The sequence below is a fragment of the Stenotrophomonas sp. YJH_SMC_69 genome, from assembly GCF_059370495.1.
Genome location: NZ_JCAFTS010000003.1, coordinates 29,620 through 55,393, shown reverse-complemented (window position 1 = coordinate 55,393; position 25,774 = coordinate 29,620). Strand labels below are relative to the sequence as shown.

25 protein-coding genes are annotated in these 25,774 nt (G+C 68.3%); 13 read left to right on the top strand and 12 right to left on the bottom strand.

The genetic code is table 11. The features are described 5' to 3' along the window. Window positions 1-180 carry a hypothetical protein gene (locus AC5P8F_RS05820; protein ID WP_014647972.1) on the top strand — a complete coding sequence of 60 codons (180 nt, stop codon included), beginning with the start codon at window positions 1-3 and terminating at the stop codon, window positions 178-180. A 35-nt stretch (window positions 181-215) separates the two neighbouring features. After that, window positions 216-809: a mechanosensitive ion channel family protein gene (locus tag AC5P8F_RS05815; RefSeq protein ID WP_080469282.1), complete on the top strand. Its 594-nt coding sequence runs from the start codon at window positions 216-218 to the stop codon at window positions 807-809. A gap of 206 nt (window positions 810-1,015) precedes the next feature. Here the strand turns inward: AC5P8F_RS05815 and AC5P8F_RS05810 are convergent, their stop codons facing one another. Both AC5P8F_RS05810 and AC5P8F_RS05805 read right to left on the bottom strand, forming a co-directional pair. After that, a complete protein-coding gene (locus AC5P8F_RS05810; protein ID WP_014647974.1) occupies window positions 1,016-1,282 on the bottom strand; it encodes a DksA/TraR family C4-type zinc finger protein in 267 nt (88 codons plus the stop codon). A gap of 170 nt (window positions 1,283-1,452) precedes the next feature. Continuing rightward, complete coding sequence (locus AC5P8F_RS05805; RefSeq protein WP_014647975.1) at window positions 1,453-2,010, bottom strand: DUF2058 domain-containing protein; 558 nt, start codon at window positions 2,008-2,010, stop codon at window positions 1,453-1,455. Between the two features lie 62 nt (window positions 2,011-2,072). On the opposite strand from AC5P8F_RS05805, the gene AC5P8F_RS05800 reads away from it, so the two are divergent. The 3 genes from AC5P8F_RS05800 to AC5P8F_RS05790 all read left to right on the top strand — a co-directional run bounded on the left by AC5P8F_RS05800 (window position 2,073) and on the right by AC5P8F_RS05790 (window position 5,020). Next, window positions 2,073-2,573 carry a M48 metallopeptidase family protein gene (locus AC5P8F_RS05800; protein WP_014647976.1) on the top strand — a complete coding sequence of 167 codons (501 nt, stop codon included), beginning with the start codon at window positions 2,073-2,075 and terminating at the stop codon, window positions 2,571-2,573. 47 nt (window positions 2,574-2,620) lie between these two features. Then, complete coding sequence (locus AC5P8F_RS05795; protein WP_014647977.1) at window positions 2,621-3,319, top strand: RNA pseudouridine synthase; 699 nt, start codon at window positions 2,621-2,623, stop codon at window positions 3,317-3,319. Between the two features lie 108 nt (window positions 3,320-3,427). Continuing rightward, window positions 3,428-5,020 (top strand): phospholipase D family protein, encoded by a 1,593-nt coding sequence (locus tag AC5P8F_RS05790; protein ID WP_329768445.1) that lies wholly within the window; start codon window positions 3,428-3,430, stop codon window positions 5,018-5,020. A 3-nt stretch (window positions 5,021-5,023) separates the two neighbouring features. Here AC5P8F_RS05790 and AC5P8F_RS05785 read toward each other — a convergent pair whose 3' ends face one another. Continuing rightward, the gene (locus tag AC5P8F_RS05785; protein ID WP_046431919.1) at window positions 5,024-6,100 is read right to left on the bottom strand and encodes an HDOD domain-containing protein; all 1,077 of its coding nucleotides are present in this window, start codon (window positions 6,098-6,100) and stop codon (window positions 5,024-5,026) included. A gap of 278 nt (window positions 6,101-6,378) precedes the next feature. Here AC5P8F_RS05785 and AC5P8F_RS05780 point away from each other — a divergent pair, with 278 nt between their 5' ends. Continuing rightward, on the top strand, window positions 6,379-7,476 hold the full coding sequence (locus AC5P8F_RS05780; RefSeq protein ID WP_008264553.1) for a Glu/Leu/Phe/Val dehydrogenase dimerization domain-containing protein: 1,098 nt from the start codon (window positions 6,379-6,381) through the stop codon (window positions 7,474-7,476). 47 nt (window positions 7,477-7,523) lie between these two features. On the opposite strand, the gene AC5P8F_RS05775 is transcribed toward AC5P8F_RS05780, so the two are convergent. After that, the gene (locus AC5P8F_RS05775; RefSeq protein WP_495227720.1) at window positions 7,524-10,364 is read right to left on the bottom strand and encodes a S8 family serine peptidase; all 2,841 of its coding nucleotides are present in this window, start codon (window positions 10,362-10,364) and stop codon (window positions 7,524-7,526) included. A gap of 182 nt (window positions 10,365-10,546) precedes the next feature. On the opposite strand from AC5P8F_RS05775, the gene AC5P8F_RS05770 reads away from it, so the two are divergent. The 3 genes from AC5P8F_RS05770 to AC5P8F_RS05760 all read left to right on the top strand — a co-directional run bounded on the left by AC5P8F_RS05770 (window position 10,547) and on the right by AC5P8F_RS05760 (window position 12,755). Then, on the top strand, window positions 10,547-11,722 hold the full coding sequence (locus AC5P8F_RS05770) for a thiolase family protein (protein WP_014647981.1): 1,176 nt from the start codon (window positions 10,547-10,549) through the stop codon (window positions 11,720-11,722). A gap of 124 nt (window positions 11,723-11,846) precedes the next feature. Continuing rightward, a complete protein-coding gene (locus tag AC5P8F_RS05765; RefSeq protein WP_005418203.1) occupies window positions 11,847-12,188 on the top strand; it encodes a hypothetical protein in 342 nt (113 codons plus the stop codon). 156 nt (window positions 12,189-12,344) lie between these two features. After that, window positions 12,345-12,755, top strand: a complete 411-nt coding sequence (locus AC5P8F_RS05760; RefSeq protein ID WP_014647982.1) for a hypothetical protein — start codon at window positions 12,345-12,347, stop codon at window positions 12,753-12,755. Window positions 12,756-12,867: 112 nt separating this feature from the next. Here the strand turns inward: AC5P8F_RS05760 and AC5P8F_RS05755 are convergent, their stop codons facing one another. After that, entirely contained in the window at window positions 12,868-14,505 is a 1,638-nt protein-coding gene (locus AC5P8F_RS05755; RefSeq protein WP_046431928.1) for an acyl-CoA dehydrogenase family protein, read from the bottom strand. Between the two features lie 113 nt (window positions 14,506-14,618). Between AC5P8F_RS05755 and AC5P8F_RS05750 the strand changes: the two genes are divergently transcribed. Genes AC5P8F_RS05750 through pdeM form a run of 4 tightly spaced genes read left to right on the top strand, consistent with a single transcriptional unit; the run spans window position 14,619 to window position 20,308 of the window. Next, entirely contained in the window at window positions 14,619-15,617 is a 999-nt protein-coding gene (locus AC5P8F_RS05750; RefSeq protein WP_495227718.1) for a ligase-associated DNA damage response exonuclease, read from the top strand. Beyond that, entirely contained in the window at window positions 15,614-17,221 is a 1,608-nt protein-coding gene (locus tag AC5P8F_RS05745; protein ID WP_046431931.1) for an ATP-dependent DNA ligase, read from the top strand. The genes AC5P8F_RS05750 and AC5P8F_RS05745 overlap by 4 nt, the downstream gene beginning before the upstream one ends. Further along, window positions 17,218-19,677, top strand: a complete 2,460-nt coding sequence (locus AC5P8F_RS05740; protein WP_495227716.1) for a ligase-associated DNA damage response DEXH box helicase — start codon at window positions 17,218-17,220, stop codon at window positions 19,675-19,677. Before AC5P8F_RS05745 ends, AC5P8F_RS05740 begins: the two co-directional genes overlap by 4 nt. Then, the gene (gene pdeM / locus AC5P8F_RS05735) at window positions 19,667-20,308 is read left to right on the top strand and encodes a ligase-associated DNA damage response endonuclease PdeM (RefSeq protein ID WP_014647987.1); all 642 of its coding nucleotides are present in this window, start codon (window positions 19,667-19,669) and stop codon (window positions 20,306-20,308) included. The genes AC5P8F_RS05740 and pdeM overlap by 11 nt, the downstream gene beginning before the upstream one ends. A 1-nt stretch (window position 20,309) precedes the next feature. On the opposite strand, the gene AC5P8F_RS05730 is transcribed toward pdeM, so the two are convergent. The 7 genes from AC5P8F_RS05730 to AC5P8F_RS05700 all read right to left on the bottom strand — a co-directional run bounded on the left by AC5P8F_RS05730 (window position 20,310) and on the right by AC5P8F_RS05700 (window position 25,694). Beyond that, window positions 20,310-20,579 (bottom strand): hypothetical protein, encoded by a 270-nt coding sequence (locus AC5P8F_RS05730; protein ID WP_014647988.1) that lies wholly within the window; start codon window positions 20,577-20,579, stop codon window positions 20,310-20,312. A gap of 180 nt (window positions 20,580-20,759) precedes the next feature. Then, window positions 20,760-22,028 carry an FAD-dependent oxidoreductase gene (locus AC5P8F_RS05725; RefSeq protein ID WP_014647989.1) on the bottom strand — a complete coding sequence of 423 codons (1,269 nt, stop codon included), beginning with the start codon at window positions 22,026-22,028 and terminating at the stop codon, window positions 20,760-20,762. Between the two features lie 125 nt (window positions 22,029-22,153). Next, on the bottom strand, window positions 22,154-22,360 hold the full coding sequence (locus AC5P8F_RS05720; RefSeq protein ID WP_005410590.1) for a cold-shock protein: 207 nt from the start codon (window positions 22,358-22,360) through the stop codon (window positions 22,154-22,156). 88 nt (window positions 22,361-22,448) lie between these two features. Continuing rightward, the gene (locus AC5P8F_RS05715; RefSeq protein WP_006461208.1) at window positions 22,449-23,195 is read right to left on the bottom strand and encodes an S-methyl-5'-thioinosine phosphorylase; all 747 of its coding nucleotides are present in this window, start codon (window positions 23,193-23,195) and stop codon (window positions 22,449-22,451) included. Window positions 23,196-23,277: 82 nt separating this feature from the next. Continuing rightward, window positions 23,278-23,832, bottom strand: a complete 555-nt coding sequence (locus AC5P8F_RS05710; RefSeq protein ID WP_495227714.1) for a hypoxanthine-guanine phosphoribosyltransferase — start codon at window positions 23,830-23,832, stop codon at window positions 23,278-23,280. Further along, a complete protein-coding gene (nagZ, locus tag AC5P8F_RS05705) occupies window positions 23,832-24,839 on the bottom strand; it encodes a beta-N-acetylhexosaminidase (RefSeq protein ID WP_014647990.1) in 1,008 nt (335 codons plus the stop codon). The genes AC5P8F_RS05710 and nagZ overlap by 1 nt, the downstream gene beginning before the upstream one ends. 159 nt (window positions 24,840-24,998) lie before the next feature. Continuing rightward, window positions 24,999-25,694 carry a DsbA family oxidoreductase gene (locus AC5P8F_RS05700; RefSeq protein ID WP_495227712.1) on the bottom strand — a complete coding sequence of 232 codons (696 nt, stop codon included), beginning with the start codon at window positions 25,692-25,694 and terminating at the stop codon, window positions 24,999-25,001. Window positions 25,695-25,774 lie beyond the last annotated feature (80 nt).

The following is a 25,774-nucleotide window of genomic DNA, read 5'->3' as shown; positions in this document are numbered from 1 at the left end:
ATGTCCAGCCCAACCTGCGCCGCCCTGCTGGTGATCGCCGCCTGCGTCGTGCTGCAGGCACTGGGCCTGTCGCTGCAGCTGCACCCCGGTAACGGCCGTGCCTGCCTGCAACAGCATCGCCAGGCGCTGGTGTGCCTGGCCTGGGCCCCGGCGGTCGAATCCCCGGCACGCGCCGGGTAACATCGAAGGTCGTTATTGCCACCTGTTGTCGCCCCATGATGTTGTCGCTGAAGGATCACCTGCCGCCCTGGACCCACCCGTGGTTGAACTACGCCGGCGTCGCCCTGCAGATCGTAGTGGTGCTTCTGGTCGCGTGGCTCCTGCGCGTGCTCGCCCGGCGCCTGATCCGCCGCTTCGCCGAGCACTACACGTTGCCGCCCGAGATGGTGATGGGCGCGCGCCGGATCACCAGTTTCGTGGTCTATTTCAGTGCCCTGCTGTACATCCTCAGCCTGCTCGGCGCGAAGCCCTCGGTGCTGTGGACCGCGTTCACCGGCTTCGCGGCCGTGGGCGCGGTGGCCTTCTTCGCGGCCTGGAGCGTGCTGTCCAACATCTTCTGCACGCTGCTGATCTTCACCACCCGCCCGTTCCGCCTGCACGACTACATCGAGGTGCTGGAGAACGGCGAGAAGCCGGGCCTGAAGGGCCGGGTGATCGACGTGAACCTGATCTACACCACGCTGCAGGAGACCGGCGAGGGCCACGAGGGCACGGTGCTGCAGCTGCCGAACAACCTGTTCTTCCAGCGCACGGTACGGCGCTGGCGTGACCCGGCGCAGGCCCCCGGCGGCATCCAGGGCGACGGTTGAGGGTGGAGTTTTCGGCAGGGCTGCGCCCTGCACCTGCAGAGGCCGAAGCCGAAGCCGAAGCAAGATCAAGAGCGGCATTCCGTGGGATGGCGGGGCGGTGTGGGTCCGGTTGAGGGGGGCCAGATCAGTGAGCGCCATGGATGGCGCCTTTGATGTTGACGTTGCTTCTGCAGGTGCAGGGCGCAGCCCTGCAATAAAACACCCCTTTACCTCAGCTGGCTGTCCTTGCTGCCACGCCGGTTGTACCCGGCATGCGCCTGGTCTTCGTCGTCCCGCGCCTGCTGGCACGCAACGCACAACCGCACACCAGGCACAGCCTGGCGCCGCGCCAACGGGATCGGCGCGTCGCATTCCTCACAGTGTTCCAGACCGGGTCCCTCGCGCAGCTGGCGCCGCGCGCGGGCGATCGCGTCGTCGACGGTGGCGTCGATCTGGTCCTGGACCGCGCCGTCTCCTGCCCAACCGGTGGCCATGGCTATCCTCCGCAGGTGTGTCGCCCGATATGGGGACGATACACCCCGGCAAAAAGGAAGGCCTTCATGTAGAGCCGAGCCATGCTCGGCTGCTCTTCAGGATGCCAAACAGAACGCCGACGGATCCGATCAGGCCGATTGCGGCTTAATCCCCTCCGTCCCCTTTTTGCTTACCAGACCAGGTCGTCGGGCACCTGGAACTGCGCGTAATAGGCGTCGTCTTCTGCGTTGCCGGTGGAGATCTCGGCGGTCGAGCCCGGCTGGCCGTGGTCGACGATGATTGCTTCGGGTGCGCGTTCACGCACCTTTTCGGCGGCGGCGCGGGGCAGCAACGCATAGCCCTCGCCGTGGGCGACGATGACCAGCACGCCCACCGACAGCGCCTTGCGCAGCTTGGGGTCGATCAGCAGGGTACGGATCGCTGCGCCATCGCTGAAGCGGTACTCGTCGTCGCCCTTGTGGGGTACGGCATGGGCCGTGATGATCTGCCTGGCCTGGGCCTTCTGTTCAGCCTGCCTGGCCTGGGCATTGCGTTCGGCGGCCAGTGCGCGGTCGCGCTCGACCTTCTCGGCGCGGGCACGTTCAGCCTCGCGCTGGACCTCGGCCGAGGTCGATTCGGCCTTGCCCTGGCGGGCCTTGGCCTGCTCGCGTGCGGCGGCGCTGGCCTGCGACTTCTTGGCCAGGCCGGCCTTGAGCAATTGTTCCTGCAGCGCGTTGGGCTTTGCCATGGTCGGTGCGTACCGCGTGTAATCTTGGATGCCCCATTCTACCGACGCCCCGCCGGCCCTGCATGGCAGTCCTGAAGTACCTCACCGGTTATCCCGAACCCCTGGTTGCCCAGGTCAGCGAGCTGCTGGCGCAGGGCAGGCTCGGCCCCTGGCTGCAGCAGCGCTACCCCGACCCGCACGAGGTGCGCAGCGACCGCCAGCTGTACGACTACACCCAGGAGCTGAAGGACCGTTACCTGCGCAAGTCGGTGCCGCTCAACAAGGTCTGCTACGACAATACGCTGGAAGTGATCAAGCACGCGCTGGGCACCCACACCGCCATCTCCCGCGTGCACGGCGGCCGCCTCAAGGCCAGCCGCGAGATCCGCATCGCGACCGTGTTCCGCCAGGCACCCGCGGCGTTCCTGCGCATGATCGTGGTGCATGAGCTGGCCCACCTGAAGGAAGCCGACCACAACAAGGCCTTCTACCAGCTGTGCCAGCACATGGAGCCGGACTACCTGCAGCTGGAGTTCGATACCCGCCTGTACCTGACCGAGCTGGCCAACCGCGGCCAGCGCTGACCGGCCGCAGCAGCTACACTGCGCGCCCCCTGCCCGACCTGCCTGCCATGGAACCGATCCGTCTCGACAAACGCCTGTCCGCCCTGCTCGGCATCCCGCGCGGCGAAGCGCGGCGCTACATCGAAGGCGGCTGGGTCACGGTCAACGGCGACGTGGTGGAACAGCCGCAGCGCCCGGTCGATGGCAGCGCGGTGATCGTGGTGGCCGAACAGGCCAGCGATGAAAAGGCCGAGCGGGTCAGCATGCTGCTGCACAAGCCGGCCGGTGTCGCCGCCGAAACCCTGTGTGCCCTGGTCAGCAGTGACAGCCGCAGCGAACTTGATGCCAGCGACATCCGTCCGTTGCAGCGTCACTTCCACGGCCTGCAGCTGGCCGCCTCGCTGCCGGCCAGCGACAGCGGGCTGGTGGTGGTCAGCCAGGATCCGGCCACGCTGGCCCACCTGCAGCGCAACCTGGGCCGTACCGAGCAGGAATACCTGATCGAAGTGGCCGAAGGCGGTCCCGAGCGCGGGCCGTGGCTGATGGCGCGGCTGCAGCAGGAATCGGGCGGCGCCAAGGTCAGCTGGCAGAGCGAGCAGCGCCTGCGCTTCGCCGGCAAGGGCCTGACGGCCAAGGGGCTGCGTGTGGCGGTCAGCGCCGCCGGCCTGGAGGTCACGGCCGTGCGCCGCCTGCGTATCGGACGCGTGGCGCTGGGGCCGCTGCCGCCGGGGCAGTGGCGCTACCTGGGCAGCGACGAGCGGTTCTGAGGTGTGCGGGTCAGGGCCCTTTCCCGTGGAGAGGGATCCGGGGGTCGGATCCCGTGCCGAAGGCAGGGGCTCTGACCCCCTGTCGATCCTGCAGGCATTCCTTCACGCATGGCGTGGCTCTACCATCGGGGCATGAGCCTGCCCAAGCCGCTGTGGCGACGCCTGCTGCGTGTTGCTGCGATCATCCTCGCCGTGCTGGTGCTGCTGGTCCTGTCCGGGCTGCTGCTGGCCGACCATCTCACGCCGCAGGCGCATGGCGCGCCTTCGCACGTGCTGCCGCTGCAGCCGGCACAGACCCGCATCGACCAGCAGATCGTGCCGCTGCAGGCGGCCCATCCCGGCCAGTCGGGCGTGGCCTTCCTCAGCGATGGCATGGATGCCTTCGCCGCCCGCGCGATGATCACCACCCAGGCCGGCCGCAGCCTGGACCTGCAGTACTACATCTGGCACGACGACCTGATCGGCCACCTGATGGCCAAGGCGCTGTACGACGCCGCCGAGCGCGGCGTGCGCGTGCGCATCCTGCTCGATGACATGAATGCCAAGGACAAGGACGCGCTGATGATGGCGCTCGATGCCCATCCGAACATCGAGATCCGCCTGTACAACCCGTTCCGCAACCGGACCGGCATCCTGCGCATGGTGGAGATGGTGCAGCGCTTCTTCAGCGTGAACCACCGCATGCACAACAAGAGCTGGATCGCCGATGGCCGCGTCGCAATCGTCGGTGGCCGCAACATCGGCGAGGAGTACTTCAGCGCGCGCACCGACGTGAACTTCCAGGATCTGGACCTGCTGGTCGCCGGCCCCGCCGTGGAGCAGGCCAACCGGATCTTCGACGACTACTGGAACAGCGAAACCGCCATCCCGGTATCCGCGCTTGCCTTCCATACCGACGCACAACTGCGCCTGCTGGTGCGCGAATCGGACCACGAGGCGCAGCGGGACGTGGCCCGCCCCTACCTTGCGCGCGTGGCCGAATCACGCCAGCGGCAGCGCCCGAGCCCCGAGCCGTTGCACTGGAGCGGTGCCGTGCGCATCGTGTCGGACCCGCCGATGAAGCACCGCAGGGATGATCGCGCCACCTGGCTGGTGTCGACCCTGATCAGCGAGCTGCAGGCCGCCCGGCACAAGGCCCTGTTGATCTCGCCCTACTTCGTGCCCGGCAACGAGGGCCTCGATGGCTTTTCGGCAATGGCCGGGCGGGGCGTGCAGATGGGCGTGGTCACCAACTCGCTGGCCGCCAACGACGTCGCCGCCGTGCACGGGGGCTACATGGGCTACCGCGTGCCACTGCTGGAAGCCGGCGTCCACCTGTACGAGCTGAAGGCACAGGGTCAGTCGGGCGATGCCGGCGTGTTCGGCAGCAGCGGCGCGAGCCTGCACACCAAGGCATTCCTGATCGATGACCGCCGCGGTTTCGTCGGCTCCTTCAACCTGGACCCGCGCTCGGCCTACCTGAACACTGAAATGGGTGTGCTGTTCGACGATCCGGTGCTGGGTACACAGCTGCGGGACGAATACCTGCGCCTGGCTGACCCCAGGCACAGCTGGTGGCTGGCACTGGACGACCGCCGCCGGTTGCGCTGGCTGGAGCGCGAACCGCCACCGCACTGGGTGGAGGCCGAGCCAGGGGCAACGGCGCGCAAGCGCTGGTTGTCGCGGGTGATCAGCTGGCTGCCGGTGGAATCGCAGCTGTAGCGCTCAGGACGCCGGAGTGGCCTCATCCTGTCCGGCCTCGTCCAGCGTTTCCACGTTGCGCCCATGCAGGCGCCGCCAGATCCAGCGCAATGCATGCGGCGGTGCCGAGGGCAGCTGCTCCAGCAGGGCCAGCATGCGGCTCTGGCTGGCATGCCCATGGCGGCACAACAGGCTGGCCGCTGCGGCCGCGCTGGCCAGGCGCAGGCTGTCGGCCAACGATCCTTCCGCATCCACCGCCAAGGCCTGGTGAACCGGCTCAGGCAACTCCCATGCGGCAGCGACCCGCTGCGCCAGCGGCAACGACCACTGCTGCAACAGCTGCAGGGCCAACGCCGGCTCCACGGGCTCGCCACGGGCCTGTGCCTCCTGCAGCAGCTGGCGCATCACCAGCGCCGCACCCAGCCCCTGCACCAGGCCCAGCCACTGCGCGGCGAAGGCATCGCCGAAGGTGACCGTACGTGCGTGGTCGGCCGCTGCACGCGATGCCAGCAGTGCGTGCTCCCAGATGATCGCGCTGAACTGCGGGAACACCTCGCATTGCACCTGCATCACCGGCTGCACCAGTACCGCACTGATGATCTGGCGCACGCCCTCGGTGCCGACCAGGGTCACCGCCCGCTGCAGGCTCTCTACCGGGCGCTCGTGGACCTTGTAGGCCGGGCTGTTGGCGATGCGCAGCAGGTTGCCGGTCAGCACCGGGTCCTGGCCGATGATCGCGGCCATCACCCGGGCCGAGGCGGCATCGTCGTTGACGGTCTGGATCAGCTGCGGCAGCAGCTGCGGCCGGCGGGGCAGCTGCCTGGCCGCCCAGTCGCGGTCCTGCAGCGCGCGCGCCACCGCCTCGCCCAGGCCTGGGTCCTGCACCGGCGTTGGCTCGCCGGCCAGCCGTGGGTACAACGCAAGCGCATGCAGCCCGCGTTGCAGGTGAGCGGCGATCTCCGGCGACGGCAGCGCCTCGCCCTGCAGGCTTGCGGCTGCGGCGGCCACCGCCTGGCGGGATGCGGCAACCAGCCGCGCCGGTGCCGTCCCGGTCGAACGTGTCAGCCAGCCGCGCAGCGATCGCCACCATGCCGCTGTCATCGCCGCCCGTCCTGTCGTTGTGATGCCCTTGCCGTCACTGACCGCCCTGCCTCTTCACGCCCATCCGGCCACCCGCCGTCGTCGCAGCATCGGCCGCACTTTCATCTTCTTTAACCTGACGGCCGCCGACGTCGACGGCAACGGCCGGGCGAATGGACTAGAATGGCGCCGCGCGACCCGTCCCCCAGCCATGACGACGTCGCTTTTTTTGTTTTGGGACCCTACCGTTCACTGGCCGCTCGCTGCAGTTCGCCGCTGTTCGCGCCATCGGAGACGCCATGCTATTCGAAACCCTCGCCACCACCGGCCACGAACAAGTGGTGTTCTGCCACAACCACGATGCTGGCCTGAAGGCGATCATCGCCATTCACAACACCACCCTGGGCCCGGCCCTGGGCGGCGTGCGCATGCGCCCCTACGCCAGCACCGACGAGGCACTGGCCGACGTGCTGCGGCTGAGCCGGACGATGACCTACAAGAATGCGCTGGCCGGCCTCAACGTCGGTGGCGGCAAGGCGGTGATCATCGGCGACCCCAAGGTGGACAAGACCGAGGTGCTGTTCCGCGCCTTCGGCCGTTACGTCGACTCGCTGGGCGGCCGCTACATCACCGCCGAAGACGTCGGCACCGACGTCAACGACATGGAGAACATCTACCTGGAGAGCCAGTTCGTGACCGGCGTGCACCAGGTCCATGGCGGCTCCGGCGATCCGGCCCCGTTCACCGCCTACGGTGCGCTGCAGGCGCTGATGGCGGCGATGCGCTTCAAGTTCGGCCACGAGGAAGTGGGCAAGACCAGCATCGCGGTGCAGGGCCTGGGCCACATCGGCATGGAGCTGGTGAAACTGCTGCGCGACCGCGGTGCCAAGCTGTATGTCACCGACCTGGACAGCGCACTGGTTGATCGCGCGGTCAGCGATTTCGGCGCCGAAGCGGTCAAGCCCGACGAGATCCACGAAGTGAACGCCGACGTGTTCGCACCGTGCGCGCTGGAAGGCGCCATCAACGCCGACACCCTGCCGCGGATCAAGGCCAAGATCATCTGCGGTACCGCCAACAACCAGCTGTCGAGCCTGGAAATCGGCGATGAACTGCACGCGCGCGGCATCCTGTATGCGCCGGACTATGCGGTCAACGCTGGCGGCGTGATGAACGTGTCGCTGGAGATCGATGGCTACAACCGCGAACGCGCGATGCGCCTGATCCGCAGCATCTATCACAACCTCACCCGCATCTTCGAACTGTCGCAGCGCGAGAACATCGCGCCGCAGCGTGCGGCCGACCGCATCGCCGAAAGCCGCATCCTGTCGATCGGCAAGCTGAAGATGCCGCTGGGCCGCAGCACCCCGCGCCTGGGCAACCTGCGCGGCGGCTGAGCCTGCCGATGTCGCGCCGGAGCTGACGTCCCGGCGCGACCTCCCGCTCAGAACCCGGTGCTGTAGCGCAGCGCCGCCTGGCGCGCGCCCTCGCCACCGACGCGCTGGTCGAAGCCCAGGCTCAGGCGGCCATTGCGGCCCCACCACGACTCCAGCGCCACGCCGAACAGCGCACTGCCACGCGGTGCGTCCCATCCCGCCAGGGGTGCCCAGGCATCGACACCAACGAAGCTGGCCTGCCAGTCCGCATCGGCACCGTCGAGCCGTTGCTGCCACTCGGCGTGCCCGCGCAGCGTCCAGCGCCCCCAGCCGCGCTCGCCGCGGATACCGGCCAGCATCTGGCTGCGCTGCACGCGGTTGGCGTCGCCACGCAGGCCGAAGCCGAAACCACCCAGCTCATTGAAGGCATCGGTATCCACGCGCGTGGTGCTGGCACCCAGATACGGTGTCAACGACGCGCCCGCGCGGCCAAAACGATAGCCGCCTTCGACGCTGGCACTGCTGAAGCGTCCGCCGTAACGTGCGGAAACACCATAGGCACCGGCGCCCAGCAGCAACTGGCGATCCAGCGCACGGGTGAACTGGCCGCTGCCGACCTGCGCCAGCGCATAGCCCCGGCCCAGGTTCCAACCGGCGTACAACTGTGCCTGCGCCTGGCGATCACGCCCACGATCGCCGCCGAAGCTGCTGCCACCATTGCTGCGGGTCTCGCCAAAGGCCACGCCCATCAGCCCATTGCTGCCCAGCGGCAGGTCCTGGCCGGCCATCCAGCCACGGCTGTCGGCGGCATTGCCGGCAAAACTGCCCTGCCCGGCCTCACCGAGCGCGCTCTGCCAGGCCCCGCGCAGGCGCGGCGCCGCCTGCACGCGATCGAAGCGCTCGGCGATCGCACGGCGCGACATGTCGATGCTGTCGAAGGTGGCCGACTCGGCCCGCGCATGCGCCTGCCCGGACAGGCTCTGCAGGCTGGCTGCCAGGCCCTCGCTGCCACCGCCGGTCCACTGCAGCGCACCGGCCGCCGTGCCGAAGGCCGAGCCCTGCAGCGCAGGACTGCCATCGAGGGCGCTGAACGCACCTTCCAGTCGTTGCGCCGCGGACTGCGCCGAGGCCGCGAGCCCGGTCGCCGCCGCCGTCACGCTCACCTGGGTCAGGTTCAACCAGGCAGTGTTGCTGTCATAGCCATAGCTGCTCTGCAGCAGCGACAGGCCCTGCAGGCCGCTGGAGGAGGCCGGGCTGCTGAAGGTGCCGCTCAGGCCACCGGCCGCATGGACCAGGTCCTGGCGGCTGCCGTTCTGCGGCACGTAGCCGGAGACGAAGCCATGCACGCGCACGCCACCATTGATCGAGGCCGTGCCGGTCACCTGCAGCGCATTGGCACCGAGCGCGATCATCAACTGGCCACCCGCCTGCTGCGTGTAGTTGCCCTCGATGGTGCCGGTGGTGCTGCCGGTGGTCAGGAACACGCTGCTGCTGTTGACCACGTTGCCGATCACGCGCGGCGTGCCGCCATTGAACTGCAGGCCGGTCGAATCCGGGTCGGGCTGGCCGAGGATGGTCACGTTGGAACGGATGACACCGCCGTTCTGCAGCGACAGGATGCCGCGTTCGATGCGGGTGGCGCCGCTGTAGCTGTTGTTGCCTGCGAGCACCAGGGTGCCCCCGCCCTGCTTGACCAGGCCGCCGCTGCCGACGATGTCGTTGCTCCACAGCGAGCCACTCGATGGCGCATCGACATTGGCCACTACGTCACCCCAGTCGAAGCGGCCCGGGCCCTTGATCGCCCGCGAGATGTCGAGCAGGCCGTAGCCGAACACCGCATCCACGCCGGGCGCGCCGATGTCCTTGGCCGTGCCCAGCAGGGTCTGCCGCACCAGGTTGTTGTCGAAGTACGGGTAGCGCTGCCAGACCAGCGCGGCGGCGCCGGAGATCAACGGGGCGGCGAAGGACGTCCCGTAGTTCCAGTAGTAGGTGCTGCCATTGGCATCGGGATAGACCGCGCTGCCCGGCGCCGCCAGGCAATAGCGCGCCGCCTGCCCGCAGGCATTGGCGTAGCTGGCCAGCGTGCCCGGTGCATAGGGATCCACTGCGGTCGCCACCAGCCAACCGCGCTCCAGGTCGGCCGCCGGCAGCGAGCCGGCAACGCCCAGCTGGCTGGGCAGGGCGGCCAGGCTGCTCGGTTCGGTGCGCGCATCGTTGCCGGCCGCGAACACCACCAGGCCGCCATGGTTGATGACGAACGGACGGTACTCGGCCGCCACCTGCGCGGTGGTCGGCAGGTCGGTCCAGTACAGGCCGCCCCACGAGTTGTTCATCACCTTCACGTTGTAGCTGATCAGGTCCTGGTGGACCTGCGCCACGCCCAGCGGACCGCTGAAGGAATTGCCCTTGCCGCTGCCGTCATCGACCGGCGGCTTGTCGGCGATGATCCGCGCCGAAACGATCTGCGCACCGGGGGCGATGCCGCCCGGCCAGGTTCCCACCGGCGCGCCGGCGGCCAGGCTGGCTACCGCCGTGCCGTGGCCCACCACGTCGTCCACCAGCAGGTTGTTGCGCGCCGGATCGATGTAGTTGAGGTTGCCCACCACCCGCCCGTTCAATGCCGCTGCGTTGCGCTGCACGCCCGAGTCGACGATGCCGATGCGCACGCCCTGCCCGGTCAGGCCGGCGGCCTGTGCGGCACGCGCATTGGTCACTGACAGGTGCGCGTCGAAGGCCGGTTCCTGCGGCTTGGCCGGAGGCGGTGCCGTCGGAGGGGGCGTCGTTGGGGGTGTGGGGGTGGTCGGAGGGGGATCGATGCGGACATTGCCGCCGCCGCCGCCACCACATGCCGTCATTGCCATCGCCAGCGCCGTTGCCAGCGCGGACCTAACCATCGTCGTGCGTTCCATCGATTCCTTCCCATGAACGTTGACCTGCCTACATCCCGGCAGGCGTGCGGTGCCGCCCAGCGGCGGCCCTCCCCGACCCTCTATACTTGGGCCGACCCCCACGCAGTCTGCCGGGAAACCGGGGCGCTTCCAACGTCCGCGGTCTCCTTTCCGAACATTGCTTACGCATCAACGAGATTGCCATGTCCAACATCGTCATCGCCGCCGCCAAGCGCACCGCCATCGGCTCCTTCCTCGGCCAGTTCAACGGCGTGCCGACCCCCACCCTCGGCGCGGCCGCCATCGCTGCCGCCCTGGAACAGTCGGGCGTACCGGCCAGCGACGTCTCCGAGGTCCTCATGGGCTGCGTGCTGCCGGCCAACCTCGGCCAGGCGCCCGCCCGCCAAGCGGCGATCGCCGCCGGCATTCCGCTGTCGACCGGCGCCACCACCCTCAACAAGGTGTGCGGCTCGGGCATGAAGACCATCATGCTCGGCCATGACCTGATCAAGGCCGGTTCGGCCAGCATCGTGGTCGCCGGTGGCATGGAATCGATGTCCAACGCCCCGCACCTGCTGCCGAACTCCCGTACCGGCAACCGCTTCGGCAACTTCCAGGCGGTCGACCACATGGCCCACGACGGCCTGGTCAACGCCTATGACGGCAAGGCCATGGGCGAATTCGCCGAATGCGCCGTGGACAAGTACCAGTTCAGCCGCGAGGAGCAGGACGCCTACGCGATCGAATCGGTCAAGCGCGCGCAGGCCGCACAGGCCAACGGTGCGTTCGCCGACGAGATCGTCGCGGTGAAGGTAGCCACCCGCAAGGGTGACGTCGAGGTCGCCACCGACGAGCAGCCGGGGCGCTCGGATATCGCCAAGATCCCGACCCTGCGCCCGGCCTTCAAGAAGGACGGCAGCGTCACCGCCGCCAGTTCCTCCAGCATCTCCGACGGCGCCGCCGCGGTGGTCCTGCTGACCGAGGAAGACGCGGCCGCCCGTGGCATCACTCCGCTGGCCCGCATCGTCGGCCACGCCACCCATTCGCAGGAACCGGAGTGGTTCACCACCGCCCCGATCGGCGCGATCCACACGCTGCTGGCCAAGACCGGCTGGTCGCTGGACCAGATCGACCTGTTCGAGATCAACGAGGCCTTTGCCGTGGTGGCAATGGCGCCGATGCGTGAGCTGGGCATCCCGCACGACAAGCTGAACGTGAATGGCGGTGCCTGCGCGCTGGGTCATCCCATCGGTGCCTCCGGTGCACGCCTGGTGGTGACCCTGGTCAACGCCCTGCGCACGCGCGGTGGCAAGCGCGGCATTGCCACCCTGTGCATCGGTGGCGGCGAAGCAACGGCAATCGCCATCGAATTGATTTAAAAAGATTTAACGATGATTTCGCAAAAATGAATGCGGGATCGCTTGACACCCAATCTTGGCTTGTCATCATGTTGTCGGCGCGCAGCATGCGCGTTGCCTAATTCTAACGACGAGGATTTACACAATGAGCATCAACAAGCTGCTGGTCGCGATGTCCCTGGCTCTGGCCCTGGCCGCCTGCTCGAAGCAGGAAGCTGCCCAGGACGCCGCTGCTTCGGCCAACGAAGCCGCCACCGAAGCCCAGGCTGCTGCCGACCAGGCCGCCGCTGCCGGCGCCCAGACCGCCGACGCTGCCCAGCAGGCTGCCAACACCGCCGCCACCGCTGCTGACGCTGCGACCGACGCTGCTGCCAACACCGCTGCTGCCGCGACCGACGCTGCTGCTGGCGAAGCCAAGGACGCTGCCAAGGCTGCCGAAGCTACCGCTGAGCAGGCCAAGGACGCTGCTGAAGAAGCCAAGAAGTAATAACTTCTTTCTTCACGCTGTTCCGGAAAAGCCGCTGGTTCGCCAGCGGCTTTTTCTTTGCGCCACTGCGACCTCGCGGCGCGGGCATCGCGACCCCACCTTCACAACGGCATGAATAGGCTGGCGTCCCCATCCATTGCAGTACCGGAGACCGCCATGAAGATTCGCCCGATCACCACCACCCTGCTGGCCGCCTCCCTGCTGCTGGCCCTGGCCGCCTGCAAGGGCCCGGAAGCCGAACAGGCCAAGCAGGACGCGCAGCAGGCCGCTGACAGCGCCGGCGCGGCTGCCCGCGATGCCGTCGACAAGGCGGCAGAAGCTACCCGTGACGCCGCCGACAAGACCGCTGCAGCCTCCGAGCAGGCCGCCGCCGATACCCAGCAGGCGCTGGACAAGGCTGCAGACGCCACCGCCAACGCTGCCGACAAGGCCAAGGACGCCGCAACCGACGCCGCCGCACACGCCAGCGACGCGACTGCCAACGCCGCACAGAAGGTGGCCGACAAGGCCCGCGATGTCGCCAATGACGCGAAGGCGAACGCCGCCAAGGAAGAAGCCAAGCACTGAGGCGTACCGGCAGCCAGGCATGGGCCCGGCGCTACAGGAAAAGCCGCGGCACTGCCGCGGCTTTTCTGCTTTTCGCTTTGCGTTTTTTCCGTTGATTCCGTGGTGGGCGCTCCTACGGCAGCGCGCGCACCAGCATCGCCGACAGATCCACGCCCGTCGGCAGGGTCCCGAACACCAGCCCATGCTCCGCTTGCAGCCGGCTGCGCACGAACGCCTCTGCCATCGGACTTTGCGCACGCAACAGCAGCGCGGCCTGCAACAACAGCACTGTGCGCTCGCAGAACAGCCGCGCCTGCGACTCATCCGGTGGCGGTGCTGCTGCCCACCGCTGCAAAGCCGCTGCGTAGCGCGCATCACGATCGGCCACCGCCGCCAGTTCAGCGCGCAGCGCCGCCAGCGCCTCCGGTTCGCGCGCCAGCGCGCGCAGCACGTCCAGACACTGGATGTTGCCGCTTCCTTCCCAGATCGAATTCAACGGTGCCTGCCGGTACAGCCGCGGCAGCATCGATTCCTCCACATAGCCCGCGCCGCCCAGGCATTCCTGTGCTTCATTGACGAAGGCCGGCGCGCGCTTGCACAACCAGTACTTGCCCAGCGCCGTCCCCACACGCGCCAACGCCGCTTCGTTGGCATCCACGCCGGCCCGGTCCACCGCACGCGCGATGCGCATCGACAGCACTGTGGCCGCTTCCGACTCCAGTGCCAGGTCGGCCAGCACATTGGTCATCAACGGGTGCTCGACCAGCAGCTTGCCGAACGTGCGGCGATGACGTGCGTGATGCAGCGCCTGCGCCAGCGCCATGCGCATTTCCGCCGCCGCGCCCAGCATGCAGTCCAGGCGGGTCATCATCACCATGCCGATGATGGTGGCCACGCCCCGCCCCTCCTCGCCCACGCGCCACGCCTGTGCCCCGCAGAACTCGACTTCGCTGGAGGCATTGGCCCAATCGCCAAGCTTGTCCTTCAAGCGCATCAACCGGAATGCGTTGCGGTCGCCGTCGGCCAGCCGGCGCGGCATCAGCAGGCAGGTCAGTCCTCCCGGCGCCTGCGCCAGAACCAGGAAGCCATCGCACATCGGTGCGGAAAAGAACCACTTGTGACCGACCAGGCGATAGCGCTCGCCATCGATCGGTTCAGCGCGCGTGCTGTTGGCACGCACATCCGAGCCTCCCTGCTTCTCGGTCATGCCCATGCCCAGCGTGATGCCGGCCTTGTCCGCCACCGGTACATCGCGCGGGTCATAGACCGGCGCTGCGGCCTTGCGCGCCCACTCGGCCAGGTGCGGCTGCGTGTGCAGCACTGCAACTGCCGCATGGGTCATCGTCAACGGGCAACTGGTGCCAGCCTCGGCCTGGTGGTGCAGGTAGCTCAACACCGCGCGCGCGACATGCCCGCCCGGTTGCGGCTCGTGCCAGGACAACCCGGCGACCCCGTGCGATTTCGCTGTGCCCATCAACTGGTGATAGGCCGGATGGAACTCCACCGTATCGATGCGATGGCCCTGCGCATCATGCGTGCGCAGGCGCGGCCGATCGCGGTTGGCATCGAAGCCGAGCCGGTACAGTTCGTCACCCGCCAGCGCACCATAGACCGCCAGCCGCGGCGCAAAGCCGCCAGCGCCTTCGCGCTGCACCGCCTCCATCAGCGCCACGTCATCGGTCCACAACTGGCGCCCCGCGAACGACGGCGGCTGGTTCAGCACCACATGGGTTTCGTAGGGCGCATTGCTGCTGAAGCTGGGTCCACTCATCCGGTCCGTCCTGGCGGCAAGAGATCTGCGGTTCGATTGTGCCGCATCGCCTGCCAAGCCCGTGTTCAGGCCGATTCTCACCCTGTGCACGAGCGGCCGGCCACAGTGACCGCATGGCAGTCAATGACGATCTGGTGGTCCTGCGCCCCGAAGGGCTGTACTGCGCCGCCGGTGATTTCCACATCGATCCCTGGCGACCGGTCCCGCGCGCGGTCATCACCCATGGCCACGGCGATCACGCACGCCCGGGCATGGGCGAATACCACTGCAGCGACGGCAGCCTGCCGATCCTGCGCTGGCGCTTGGGCGATGTGCCGGTGCAGGCGCATGCCGAGGGCGTGCCGTTCCGCCTGGGCCGGGTGCAGGTATCGCTGCATCCCGCCGGCCATGTACTGGGGTCTTCGCAGGTGCGCATCGACGACGGGCAGCAGGTCTGGGTGGCGTCCGGCGACTACAAGCGCCAGCCTGATCCAACCTGTGCGTCGTTCGAAGTGGTGCCCTGCGATACCTTCATCACCGAGGCCACCTTTGCCCTGCCGATCTATCGTTGGCCGGACACGCCCACCGTCGCTGCGGAGATCGTGGCGTGGCGACGCGAATGCGAACAGCGCGGCGAAGCTGCCATCCTGCTGTGCTATGCACTGGGCAAGGCGCAGCGGGTACTGGCCGAACTGCTGCCGCTGGACGATCGCCCGGCCTGGCTGCACGGTGCCATCGCCAATGGTGTGGAGGTGTATCGGCAGGCCAACGTGCCAATGCTGGAGACGCTGGCGGTGGCCGAGCAGGGTCGCCAGCCGGATGCCGCCGGCCAGTTGATCCTCGCCCCGCCCTCGGCCGCCGGCACACCGTGGATGCGCCGCTTCGGCCGCTACCAGCTGGGCTTCGCATCGGGCTGGATGCAGCTGCGCGGCAACCGGCGTCGCCGCAACGTCGATCGTGGCTTCGTCATTTCCGATCACGTCGATTGGCCCGCACTGCTGCAGACCATCGAACAGACCGGCGCGCAGCGGGTGATCGCCACCCATGGCAATACCGATGCGTTGATTCCCTTCCTGCGAGAGCGCGGCGTAGCGGCTGAAGCCTTCCGTACCGATTTCGGGAGCGAGGAATGAAGGCCTTCGCGGCGCTCTACCAGCGCCTGGACCGCAGCACCGCCACGCTGGACAAGCGTGCGGCATTGATCGATTACTTCCGCCAGGCAGGCGCGCACGATGCGGCGTGGGCGCTGTACCTGCTCAGCGGTGGCAAGGTGGGCGGCGCACGCCGCAAGATCGCCGCCAGTGGCGAACTGCGCGCCTGGATTGCCGAAGAATCCGGCTTGCCGCCATGGCTGGTGGAAGACAGCTATGCGCAGGTCGGTGACCTGGCCGAAACGTTGACCCTGCTGCTGGATGATCCATCCCAGCCGGCCGCCGACCGTGCGTTGGCGGATTGGATCGAACAGCATCTGCTGGCGGTGGCCAACCAGCCCGAAGCGGTACGCCGTGCGGCGGTCGTCGCGGGCTGGCAGCAGCTGTGCAGCAGCGAACGCCTGGTGTTCAACAAGCTGCTGACCGGCGCCCTGCGCGTTGGCGTCTCGCAGCGGCTGGTGCAGCAGGCACTGGCGGAGTGGTCCGGGCTGGACATCGCGCGCATCGCCCAGCGCATGCTTGGCGAGTGGGTGCCCTCGCCCGCACTGCTGGGCCAGCTGCTGTCGCCGGATGAGCTGCCACTGGACCGGCAGCAACCCTACCCGTTCTTCCTCGCCTCGCCACTGGAAGGCGATCCTGCCGAACGCCTCGGCCCCATCGAAGATTGGCTGCTGGAATGGAAGTGGGATGGCATCCGCCTGCAGCTGCTGCGCCGGCGCGGCGAGGTCGCATTGTGGTCACGCGGCGAAGAGCGGCTGGATGGTCGCTTCCCCGAAATCGAACAGGCGGCGATGGCGCTTCCCGATGGCTGCGTGCTGGACGGAGAGCTGCTGGCGTGGGACGAAGCCACGGACCTGCCGCGTGCATTCACCGCGCTGCAGACCCGCATCCAGCGCCGCAAGCCCGGTGCGGCTACCCTGCGCAACACGCCGGTGCGCGTGCTCGCCTATGACCTGCTGGAACACGATGGCGCGGACCTGCGTGAGTTGCCGTTGCGGGAACGGCGTGCACGGCTTGCCGACGTCGTCGGTGCCCTGGGTGATGCACGGATCCAGCTCTCACCCGACGTTGCCGCCGAAGACTGGCCGCAGGCGGCGGCGATGCGCGATGTGGCACGCGAACGTGGCGTGGAAGGGCTGATGCTGAAACGTCGTGCCTCGCCCTACCAGGCCGGGCGACGCCGCGGTGACTGGTGGAAATGGAAGGTCGATCCGCTCACCATCGATGCAGTGCTCCTGTACGCGCAGGCTGGCCACGGGCGGCGCAGCACGTTGTACACCGACTACACCTTCGGCGTCTGGGACGGCGACACGCTGGTACCGGTGGCCAAGGCCTATTCGGGCCTGGATGACAAGGAGATCCTCGCGCTTGATCGCTGGATCCGCGCCAATACCCGCGAGCGCTTTGGCCCGGTGCGCAGCGTACGCCCCGAACACGTCTTCGAACTGGGCTTCGAGGCGGTCAACCGCAGCAGCCGGCACAAGTCCGGTATCGCCGTACGCTTTCCACGCATCCTGCGCTGGCGCCACGACAAGCCAGCCAGCGAGGCCGATCAGCTGGCTACCCTGCAGGCGCTGGCGCGATGAACCGCAGCCAGGCACTACGCCGGCTGGAAGACTGGTTCGCGTCGAAAGGCTGGCGCTCGTTGCCGTTCCAGCGCGCGATGTGGCGGCACTATCTCGCCGGCGGATCCGGGTTGCTGCACACGCCCACAGGCAGCGGCAAGACACTGGCGATGTTCGGGGGACCGCTGCTGCAGGCCATGATCGACCCACCGCCTTCGCCCCGCCGCGCCAGTGCGGTACGCCCGCTGCAGGTGCTGTGGGTGACGCCCTTGCGCGCGTTGGCCAGCGACACCGCGCGTGCGCTGCAGGCCGTGGTCGATGGGTTGCAGCTTGGATGGCGTGTCGGCCTGCGCAGCGGTGACGCCAGCAACCGCGAACGACGACAGGCACGCGAGGGCCGCATCGACGTACTGGTCACGACGCCGGAATCGCTGGCGCTGCTGTTGAGCTATCCGGATACGCTGCCGCGCATGCGCCAGCTGCGCTGCGTGGTGGTGGACGAATGGCACGAACTGCTGGGCAACAAGCGCGGCGTCCTGCTGCAGTTGAATCTGGCCGTGCTGCGCGATGCCGCGCCTGCATTGCAGCTGTGGGGGCTGTCGGCCACGCTGGGCAATCTGGATGAGGCGCGCGACGTGCTGCTGCCCGGACAGCCCGACGCGCCGATCGTGCAGGGCGTGCGCCCGCGTGCGACCACGGTGCGCAGCCTGCTGCCCGAACCCGGTGAACGCTTTCCCTGGGCCGGGCACCTGGGCCTGGTCCAACTGCCGCGGGTGCTGGACGCATTGATGCAGGCACGCAGCAGCCTGCTCTTCACCAACACCCGTGCACAGGCAGAACTGTGGCATCAGGCGCTGGCGTCGGTTTGGCCCGAGGAACACGACACGCTCGCGCTGCACCACGGTTCGCTGGATCCGGCGCTGCGCCAGCAGGTGGAGGACGGGCTGCGTGCAGGAACGCTGCGCTGCGTGGTCGCCACCTCCAGCCTCGACCTCGGCGTGGACTTTCCCGAGGTCGAACAGGTACTGCAGCTGGGCAGCCCGAAGGGCGTCGCCCGCCTGCGCCAGCGCGCCGGACGTGCGCGCCATCGTCCCGGTGCCAGTGGCGCGATCCTCTGCGTGCCGAGCCATGCGCTGGAACTGGCCGAGTACGCAGCCGTGCGTCGCGCACTGGCCGAAGGCGTGGTCGAAGCACGCAGGCCGCCGATGCTGTCGCTGGACGTTCTGGCCCAGCATGCGGTCAGCCGTGCCCTGGCCGGTGGCTTCCACGGTGATGCGCTGCTGGCGCAGGTCCGGCGCACCCATGCGTTCGCATCCCTGGCCGAGGACCAGTGGCAGGCCGTGCTGACTTTCATCGTGCAGGGGGGCCAGGCCCTGGCCCAGTACCCTGACTTCCACAAGGTCGTGCAGGACGCCGATGGCCGCTACCGGATGCACGACCGGCGCCAGGCACTACGCCACCGGCTGTCGATCGGCACCATCAGCAGCGATGGCAGCGTGCGCGTGCAGTTCCTGCGCGGGGCCGGCCTCGGCGCCGTGGAGGAACAGTTCGCCAGCCGCCTGCGCCGCGGAGACCGCTTCCAGTTCGCCGGGCGCCTGCTGGAGCTGGTGCAGCTGCGCGACATGACCGCCTTCGTGCGGCTGGCACGAGGGCGCGGTGAAGGTGTCGTGCCCCGCTGGCAGGGAGGCCAGCTGCCGCTGTCGATGGCACTCGGCAGCGAACTGGAGTCGGTGCTGTCAGGCGCCGACGACAGTGCGGAAGCGCGCTGGCTGGCACCGCTGCTGGCACTTCAGCAGCAGGTGTCGGCGCTTCCCGGCCCGGACCACGTGCTGCTGGAAGACGTACGCCGCCGCGAAGGCCAGTTCCTCTTCGTCTATCCCTTCGCCGGACGCCACGTGCACGAGGCGCTGGCCGCCCTGTTGGCACTGCGCTGCACCCGCCAGCAACGCAACAGCATCGGCTATGCCGTGAATGATCACGGCCTGGTGCTGGCACCGGCGCAGGCGATCGACCTGGACGCGGCGCAATGGCATGCGTTGTTCACCACCGATCAGCTGCTGGACGATCTGCGTGCGGCGGTGAACCTGGGCGAGCTTGCGCGGCGCCAGTTCCGTGGCATCGCGCGCGTCGCAGGCCTGCTGGTACCCAGCCTGCCGGGGGGCATGCCGCGATCGCTGCGCCAACTGCAGGCCTCGGCGGGCCTGCTGTACGACGTGTTGCGCGAGCATGACCCCGAGCACCTGCTGCTGGCGCTCGCCGAACGCGAAGTGCTGCATGACAGCCTCGACCTGCCGGGGCTGCGCCAGGTGCTGGTCCGGATCGGCGCGCGACGCATGTCGATGCAGCGCCCTCCATCGCTGACGCCCCTGGGCTTTCCACTGTGGGCCGAACGCCTGCGCGGGCAGTTCAGCAACGAGGACTGGCGTACCCGCGTGCAACGCGCGGCCCAGCAGCTGGAACGTCGCCATGGCCGATGAAATACCGCTGCTGCTTGCCGGCGAACCGGTGACCCTGGCGGGCGCACGCGCACTCTACTGGCCGGCGCGGCAGGCGCTGCTGATCGCGGACCTGCACCTGGGCAAGGCCGATGTGTTCCGCCGCGCCGGCATCGCGCTGCCCAGCGGCGGAACCGGCGAAGACCTGCAACGCCTGCAGGGTCTGCTGGACAGGCATGCCTGCCGCGAACTGTGGATCCTGGGCGACATCCTGCATGGGCCGGCGCATCGCGCCGCCTGGTACCAGCAATGGCTCGGCTGGCGCGAACGCAACACCGCACTGGACGTGCATGTCCTGCGCGGAAATCATGACCGGCAGCTACCGCATGCCCAGCTGCAGGTGCAGATCCACGAGGAGGTGCGGCTGGCGCCGTTCCTGCTGCGCCATGAACCGTGCGCAGATCCGGCGTGGCACGTGCTCGCAGGCCACCTGCATCCGCAGGTCGCACTGCCCGCATTGCGCCGGCGCTTCCCGGCCTTCTGGCTGCGCGAGCGGATGACGGTCCTGCCGGCCTTTTCCGGGTTCACCGCCGGAATCGTGCCTGCTCCCGCCAGCGGCGAACAGATGATCGCCTGCGTGGAAAACGGCCTGGTGGAACTGCCAGTGGCTTGAATCAGGCCGGACGAATGTCCAGCTGCGGCATCAACTGGAACTCAGGCGTGTCAACTTCACGTCGCCGCGGCAAGGCCTGGATTGCCGCCAGCATCTCCTGTGCGCAGGCGCGGATGCGTCCGTGGTGCTCCGGCGATGCATGACTGATCAAGCTGCCCACATGGAATTCGAACACGTCCTCCAGTACGTCGGGCTGGTCCTCGTGCAGCATCTGCAACAGTCCGCGCAGCTTGCAGATTTCCGATTCCAGCTCCTCGACCGCGAACCACATGGCGTCCTCCTCTTCAACAACAGGCGGCACGTCCGGGCCGCGACAGGCCGCAACGGCAGCGCCGCCCGGGCCACGCGCGATGTCAATCACGGAAAGGAAAACGGGCGACGCGCAATCGCGTGCAACCTACTTCTCGCATATACACGGTGAGGCAACCGTTAATTCGCGTGACAGCGCGCTTCACGCATTCGCAGTGATCGCGCTGATGCCAGGCATCTGCGCCCCTGCAGCCAACGCGTCGACAAATGCCGGATCCAGCGCAAGCGAACCGAACCAGCCATGCTGGGTACCGCTGAGCACGCGCAGCATGTGGCCACGCCCACCCGGCAGGCGCCCCATCGGCCCGAGCAGCACGTCGCGCGCCTTTGCCCAGGCATCGCGATCAGACTGGAACAGCGGCGTCAGCCAACGGCTCCAGCGCTGGTAGACCGCAACGTGCGCCCTGCGCTGCGCCTGGTAGGCCTGCAATGCAGCGCCTCCCCCGCCATGTGCGCGCACGGCATCGCGCAATGCCAGCGCATCGAGCAGCGCCATGTTCACGCCCTGCCCCAGCTGCGGGCTCATCGCATGTGCGGCATCGCCGGCCAGCACCATGCGGCCGCAATGCCAGCGCGTCATCACGGCGTCACGGTAGACCGCGCGCGCCAGCTGGCCGGCATCATGCAGATGCGCAAAGCGCGCGCTGGCCTGCGGCCACAGCGCGTGCAGCTCGTCCAGCCAGGGCGTCATGCCATCGGCCTGCCATCGTTCGAAGTCGGCGCGTGGCAGGCTCCAGAAGAAGCTCAGGCGCGGCGTGTCATCACCTGGCCGCGTACCGACCGGCAGCAGCCCGATCATCTTGCGCGCGGCCACGTAGCGCTGCCGCAGCTCCTGCAGGTGCGGCCAGTCCTCGGCCGGCAGCAGGCACCACAGTGCGCCCCAGGGATACACGCGGTCCAGCCCGGTGCCGCCTTCGATCGAGCCGCGCAGCGTCGAAGCCGCACCATCGGCGGCCACCACCAGGTCGAACGGCCCATGCATGCGGCCCTCACTGTCATGCAGGCGGCCCTGTGCGGCATCCACTGCGGCGATGGTGACGCCGGCATGCAGCTGGCCCGCACCCGCACGCGCCCCGTCCAGCAGCGAGAACAGCGCCCCACGCTGCATGCCGAGGCCGTGCAGGCGCGCGTCCAGGCCGTCATAGCGCATGTCCATCACCGTGCGCTCGCACGGTGTATCGCCATAAAGACGGTGCACCGGCGCCGCATGCGCGCGCACGGCATCAAGCAGGCCCATCTGCCACAGCACCTGCAGGCCGCTGGGCTGCAGCAGGAAGCCGGCGCCAACCGGCCCCGGCGAGGGCACGCGTTCGAAGATCTCCACCTCGTGGCCATCACGAGAGAGCAGGATGGACAATGCCTGTCCAGCGGTGCCGTAGCCGATCACGGCGATGCGCAGTCGTTCCTTCATCGGCGCATTGTGCCCGAGCGCAAATCCGGATGGCCACCTGGAACCCTGTCCACAGCGCCGCAATGCCCGTCGCGACGCAAAAAAAACCCCGCCGAAGCGGGGTTTTCAACGCACTGTCGAGTGGATCACTCGGCCGGCGTGATGTTCGAAGCCTGGGCACCCTTCGGGCCCTGGGTCACGTCATAGGTGACACGCTGGCCTTCCTGCAGGCTGCGGAAGCCCTTGGAGTTGATGGCGGAGAAGTGCGCGAACACGTCGGCGCTGCCATCCTCCGGCGAGATGAAGCCAAATCCCTTGGCGTCGTTGAACCACTTGACGGTACCGTTCGGCATGGTGATGCGAGACCTTATGCAATGAATGGGTGGTGTACGCTGAACCCGCGCACAAGCTGAGTATGCAAAGCTTGCTCGGGGAAGACAATCACCCCCGCGCCAATTCGCCCACCAGTTCCGGAAGTCCGTTGCTGGCCGCCTGCACGTTCGCCAGTACTTCGGCCATCGTAATCTCCTCGCCATCACCGCAGCCGGCGGCCCAGTTGGCGATGATTGCCAGGCAGGCGTAATCCAGCCCCAGCTCGCGTGCCAGCGCGGCCTCCGGCATGCCGGTCATGCCTACCAGGTCGCAGCCGTCACGGCGCATGCGGGCGATCTCGGCGATGGTCTCCAGGCGCGGGCCCTGCGTCGCGCCGTAGCAGCCACCGTCATGGACTGTGACGCCGGTCACTTTCGCTGCCGCCAGGATCTTGCTGCGCAGCATCGGCGTATAGGGGTGGCCGAAATCGACGTGGACCACGTCGGTGCCTTCTTCTTCACAGATCGTGCTGATGCGGCCCCAGGTGTAGTCGATGATCTGGTCCGGGCAGGCCAGCACGCGCGGGCCGAAGTCTTCGGTGATGCCACCCACCGTGTTCAATGCCAGCACGCGCTGCGCGCCCAGCTGCTGCAGTGCGGCCAGGTTGGCGCGGTAGTTGATCTTGTGCGGCGGCAGTGAGTGCCCCTCGCCATGCCGCGCCAGGAACGCCACGCGATGGCCGAGCAGCGTGCCCACGCGCACCGGGCCGGACGGGCGGCCAAAGCGGGTGTCGACCTCGTGGGTCTGCACGTCGTCGAGCTTGGCCAGGTTGTAGACACCGGTACCGCCGATCACGGCCAGGGCGATCTGTTGCATTCAAAGCACTCCATGGAAAGACGAACGCCGGCACCCGAGGATGCCGGCGGTGGAAGAAGACGCGCCGCAGGCAGCTGCGCCGTTACTCCTTCATTGCGTAGATCGCCGGCACGCAGCGCAGGGTCTCGTTGACGTCCATGCCGAAGCCGAACACGTAGCGGTCCGGCAGCTCGATGCCGGCGTAGTCGGCGGTCACGTCCGGCAGTGCGCGGTCGTGCTTCTTCACGGTCATCGCGGCGATGCGCACGTCGGTCGCGCCCTGCTCCAGGCACCAGGTGCGGACGCCCTGCAGGGTGTAGCCCTCGTCGAGGATGTCGTCGATCAGCAGCACGCGGCGGCCGAACAGCGAGGTGGCCGGCTTGTGCTTCCAGACCAGGTCACCGCCGGTGGTTTCACCGCGGTAGCGGGTCGCGTGCAGGTAATCGAACTGCACGTCCTGGCCGCGCGCGCCCAGTTCCAGCGCCAGCTGGCCGGCGAACGGCAGCGCACCATGCATGATGGACAGGAACAGCGGCACCTCGCCCTTGTAATCGCGCGCGATGGCGTCGGCCATACCGGCGATGGCCTTGTCGATGGTGGGGCGGTCGACCAGCAGGTCAGCCTGGGCCAGGGCCTGGGAAATGGTGAGGTTGGGCATCAGACGGTTCTTCCAAGGGTTTCAAGCAGACGGGATTGGGTGTCGCCATGGCGGGCGTCGGCCAGCAGGCCGTCCCAGCCGAGCGCGCCGCGGCCAAGCAGGCCCAGCAGCGCAGCAGTATTGAGGGAGCGTCCCTGCACCGCGTGCAGGGCTTCATCGACCAGTTCCGGGTGGCAGACCAGCACCACGTCGCAGCCGGCATCCAGGTGCGCGTGCACGCGTGCCGGCACGCCACCGGCACTGTGCGAGGCGGCCATGCCGATGTCATCGGAGAACACCACGCCACGGAAGCCGAGCTCGCCACGCAGGATGTCCTGGATCCAGCGCGGGGAATAGCCGGCCGGCTCCGGCGCCACCTGCGGATAGATCACGTGCGCCATCATCACCGCATCGGCACCGGCGGCGATGCCGGCCTGGAACGGCACCAGGTCCTGGGCGCGCAGTTCGTCCAGCGCGCGCGGGTCGATCGCGGTATCGACGTGGGTGTCTTCCAGCACGGTGCCGTGGCCGGGGAAATGCTTGAGCGTGGCGGCCATGCCGACCGCATGCATGCCGCGCACATAGGCGGCGGTGAACGCGGCCACCACCTGCGGGTCTTCACTGAAGGCACGGTTGCCGATGGCGCGGTTGCCGCGGCCAAGGTCGACCACCGGCGCGAAACTCAGGTCGAGGCCGCTGGCACGTACTTCGCTGGCCATCAGCCAGGCATGCTGCTCGGCCAGGGCCAGCGCCTGCTGCGGGTCGGCGGCGTACAGCGCGCCGATGTCCTGCAGCGGCGGCAGCGCGCTGTAGCCCTCGCGGAAACGCTGCACACGGCCGCCTTCCTGGTCCACGCAGATCAGCTGCGGGCGCGGGGCGGCGGCACGGATCGCCGCACTCAGATCGGTCACCTGCTGGCGCGAGGCGAAGTTGCGCTTGAACAGCACCACCCCGGCCACGGCGTCGTGCTGCAGCCAGTCACGTTCCTGGGCGGTCAGTTCGGTGCCGGCAACGCCGATCAGCAGCATGGTCGATCTCCACAACGCGCGCCCGCATGGCGCAGTGCCGCATTGTCGCAGAACCGGCCGACAGGCGCAGGGGTCAGACGAAGGGGAGTGTGGGGTCAGAGCCCCTGCGGGGATCTGACCCCGGGGTCGGATTCCCGCGGGGGGCTGCCCCCGGTCTGCTCAGACCTCGCAGCCGTCCGGGCCGCAGGCCTCGTCGCCGTCAGCCGAAGCTGCCGGGGCGCCCTGTTCGGCTGCGATCTGGCGAAGGGCGTTGGCGAAGGCCTCTGGCGGCTGGGCCCCGGAAATGGCCCACTTCCCATCGATGACGAAAGTCGGCACCGAGGAAATGCCCAGTGCATGGGCCTGCGCCAGCCTGGCTTCGACCTCGGCCAGGCCGCGGTCGGAGCCCAGCATCTGCGCGATTTCAGCACCGTCCAGGCCGCCAGCCACGCCGGCCTTCACCAGCACTGCAGTATCGGCCAGATTCTGGCCATGCTCGAAGTGGGCACGGAAAAGTGCTTCGCCGACCGCATCCTGCACGCCGTGCTGGCCGGCCAGCCACAACACCCGATGGGCCGGCAGCGTGGTCACCCGCACCTGGCCCTGGCTGAAATCCATCGGCAGGCCCTCGGCCCGCGCGGTGGTCTGGGTCTGGCCGAGGATCTGCTCGGTGCGCTCGACGCCACCGAACTTGCGCACATAGGCCTCGCGCAGCGGCACCGGGGTGGCGTCCGCGTCCGGGTCCAGCTGGAACGGCTGCCAGTGGATATCGAGTTCAGGCGCATTGGCGCCGAGCAACTGCACACCCTGCTGGAAGCGATGCTTGCCGATCCAGCACCAAGGGCAGACCACGTCGGAGTAGATGTCGATTCTCATCCCCACCACATGGGGCCCACCTCCCTCGAAAAAAGGGCACGGAGGGGATTAAGTCGTTTCCAGCACAGCTGGGGTAAAGA

Bases quoted from the DNA above. Each gene is read 5' to 3' on its own strand.
- AC5P8F_RS05820 (WP_014647972.1), top strand. From the start codon at position 1: ATGTCCAGCCCAACCTGCGCCGCCCTGCTGGTGATCGCCGCCTGCGTC.
- AC5P8F_RS05815 (WP_080469282.1), top strand. From the start codon at position 216: ATGATGTTGTCGCTGAAGGATCACCTGCCGCCCTGGACCCACCCGTGG.
- AC5P8F_RS05810 (WP_014647974.1), bottom strand. From the start codon at position 1,282: ATGGCCACCGGTTGGGCAGGAGACGGCGCGGTCCAGGACCAGATCGAC.
- AC5P8F_RS05805 (WP_014647975.1), bottom strand. From the start codon at position 2,010: ATGGCAAAGCCCAACGCGCTGCAGGAACAATTGCTCAAGGCCGGCCTG.
- AC5P8F_RS05800 (WP_014647976.1), top strand. From the start codon at position 2,073: ATGGCAGTCCTGAAGTACCTCACCGGTTATCCCGAACCCCTGGTTGCC.
- AC5P8F_RS05795 (WP_014647977.1), top strand. From the start codon at position 2,621: ATGGAACCGATCCGTCTCGACAAACGCCTGTCCGCCCTGCTCGGCATC.
- AC5P8F_RS05790 (WP_329768445.1), top strand. From the start codon at position 3,428: ATGGCGTGGCTCTACCATCGGGGCATGAGCCTGCCCAAGCCGCTGTGG.
- AC5P8F_RS05785 (WP_046431919.1), bottom strand. From the start codon at position 6,100: ATGACAGCGGCATGGTGGCGATCGCTGCGCGGCTGGCTGACACGTTCG.
- AC5P8F_RS05780 (WP_008264553.1), top strand. From the start codon at position 6,379: ATGCTATTCGAAACCCTCGCCACCACCGGCCACGAACAAGTGGTGTTC.
- AC5P8F_RS05775 (WP_495227720.1), bottom strand. From the start codon at position 10,364: ATGGAACGCACGACGATGGTTAGGTCCGCGCTGGCAACGGCGCTGGCG.
- AC5P8F_RS05770 (WP_014647981.1), top strand. From the start codon at position 10,547: ATGTCCAACATCGTCATCGCCGCCGCCAAGCGCACCGCCATCGGCTCC.
- AC5P8F_RS05765 (WP_005418203.1), top strand. From the start codon at position 11,847: ATGAGCATCAACAAGCTGCTGGTCGCGATGTCCCTGGCTCTGGCCCTG.
- AC5P8F_RS05760 (WP_014647982.1), top strand. From the start codon at position 12,345: ATGAAGATTCGCCCGATCACCACCACCCTGCTGGCCGCCTCCCTGCTG.
- AC5P8F_RS05755 (WP_046431928.1), bottom strand. From the start codon at position 14,505: ATGAGTGGACCCAGCTTCAGCAGCAATGCGCCCTACGAAACCCATGTG.
- AC5P8F_RS05750 (WP_495227718.1), top strand. From the start codon at position 14,619: ATGGCAGTCAATGACGATCTGGTGGTCCTGCGCCCCGAAGGGCTGTAC.
- AC5P8F_RS05745 (WP_046431931.1), top strand. From the start codon at position 15,614: ATGAAGGCCTTCGCGGCGCTCTACCAGCGCCTGGACCGCAGCACCGCC.
- AC5P8F_RS05740 (WP_495227716.1), top strand. From the start codon at position 17,218: ATGAACCGCAGCCAGGCACTACGCCGGCTGGAAGACTGGTTCGCGTCG.
- pdeM (WP_014647987.1), top strand. From the start codon at position 19,667: ATGGCCGATGAAATACCGCTGCTGCTTGCCGGCGAACCGGTGACCCTG.
- AC5P8F_RS05730 (WP_014647988.1), bottom strand. From the start codon at position 20,579: ATGTGGTTCGCGGTCGAGGAGCTGGAATCGGAAATCTGCAAGCTGCGC.
- AC5P8F_RS05725 (WP_014647989.1), bottom strand. From the start codon at position 22,028: ATGAAGGAACGACTGCGCATCGCCGTGATCGGCTACGGCACCGCTGGA.
- AC5P8F_RS05720 (WP_005410590.1), bottom strand. From the start codon at position 22,360: ATGCCGAACGGTACCGTCAAGTGGTTCAACGACGCCAAGGGATTTGGC.
- AC5P8F_RS05715 (WP_006461208.1), bottom strand. From the start codon at position 23,195: ATGCAACAGATCGCCCTGGCCGTGATCGGCGGTACCGGTGTCTACAAC.
- AC5P8F_RS05710 (WP_495227714.1), bottom strand. From the start codon at position 23,832: ATGCCCAACCTCACCATTTCCCAGGCCCTGGCCCAGGCTGACCTGCTG.
- nagZ (WP_014647990.1), bottom strand. From the start codon at position 24,839: ATGCTGCTGATCGGCGTTGCCGGCACCGAACTGACCGCCCAGGAACGT.
- AC5P8F_RS05700 (WP_495227712.1), bottom strand. From the start codon at position 25,694: ATGAGAATCGACATCTACTCCGACGTGGTCTGCCCTTGGTGCTGGATC.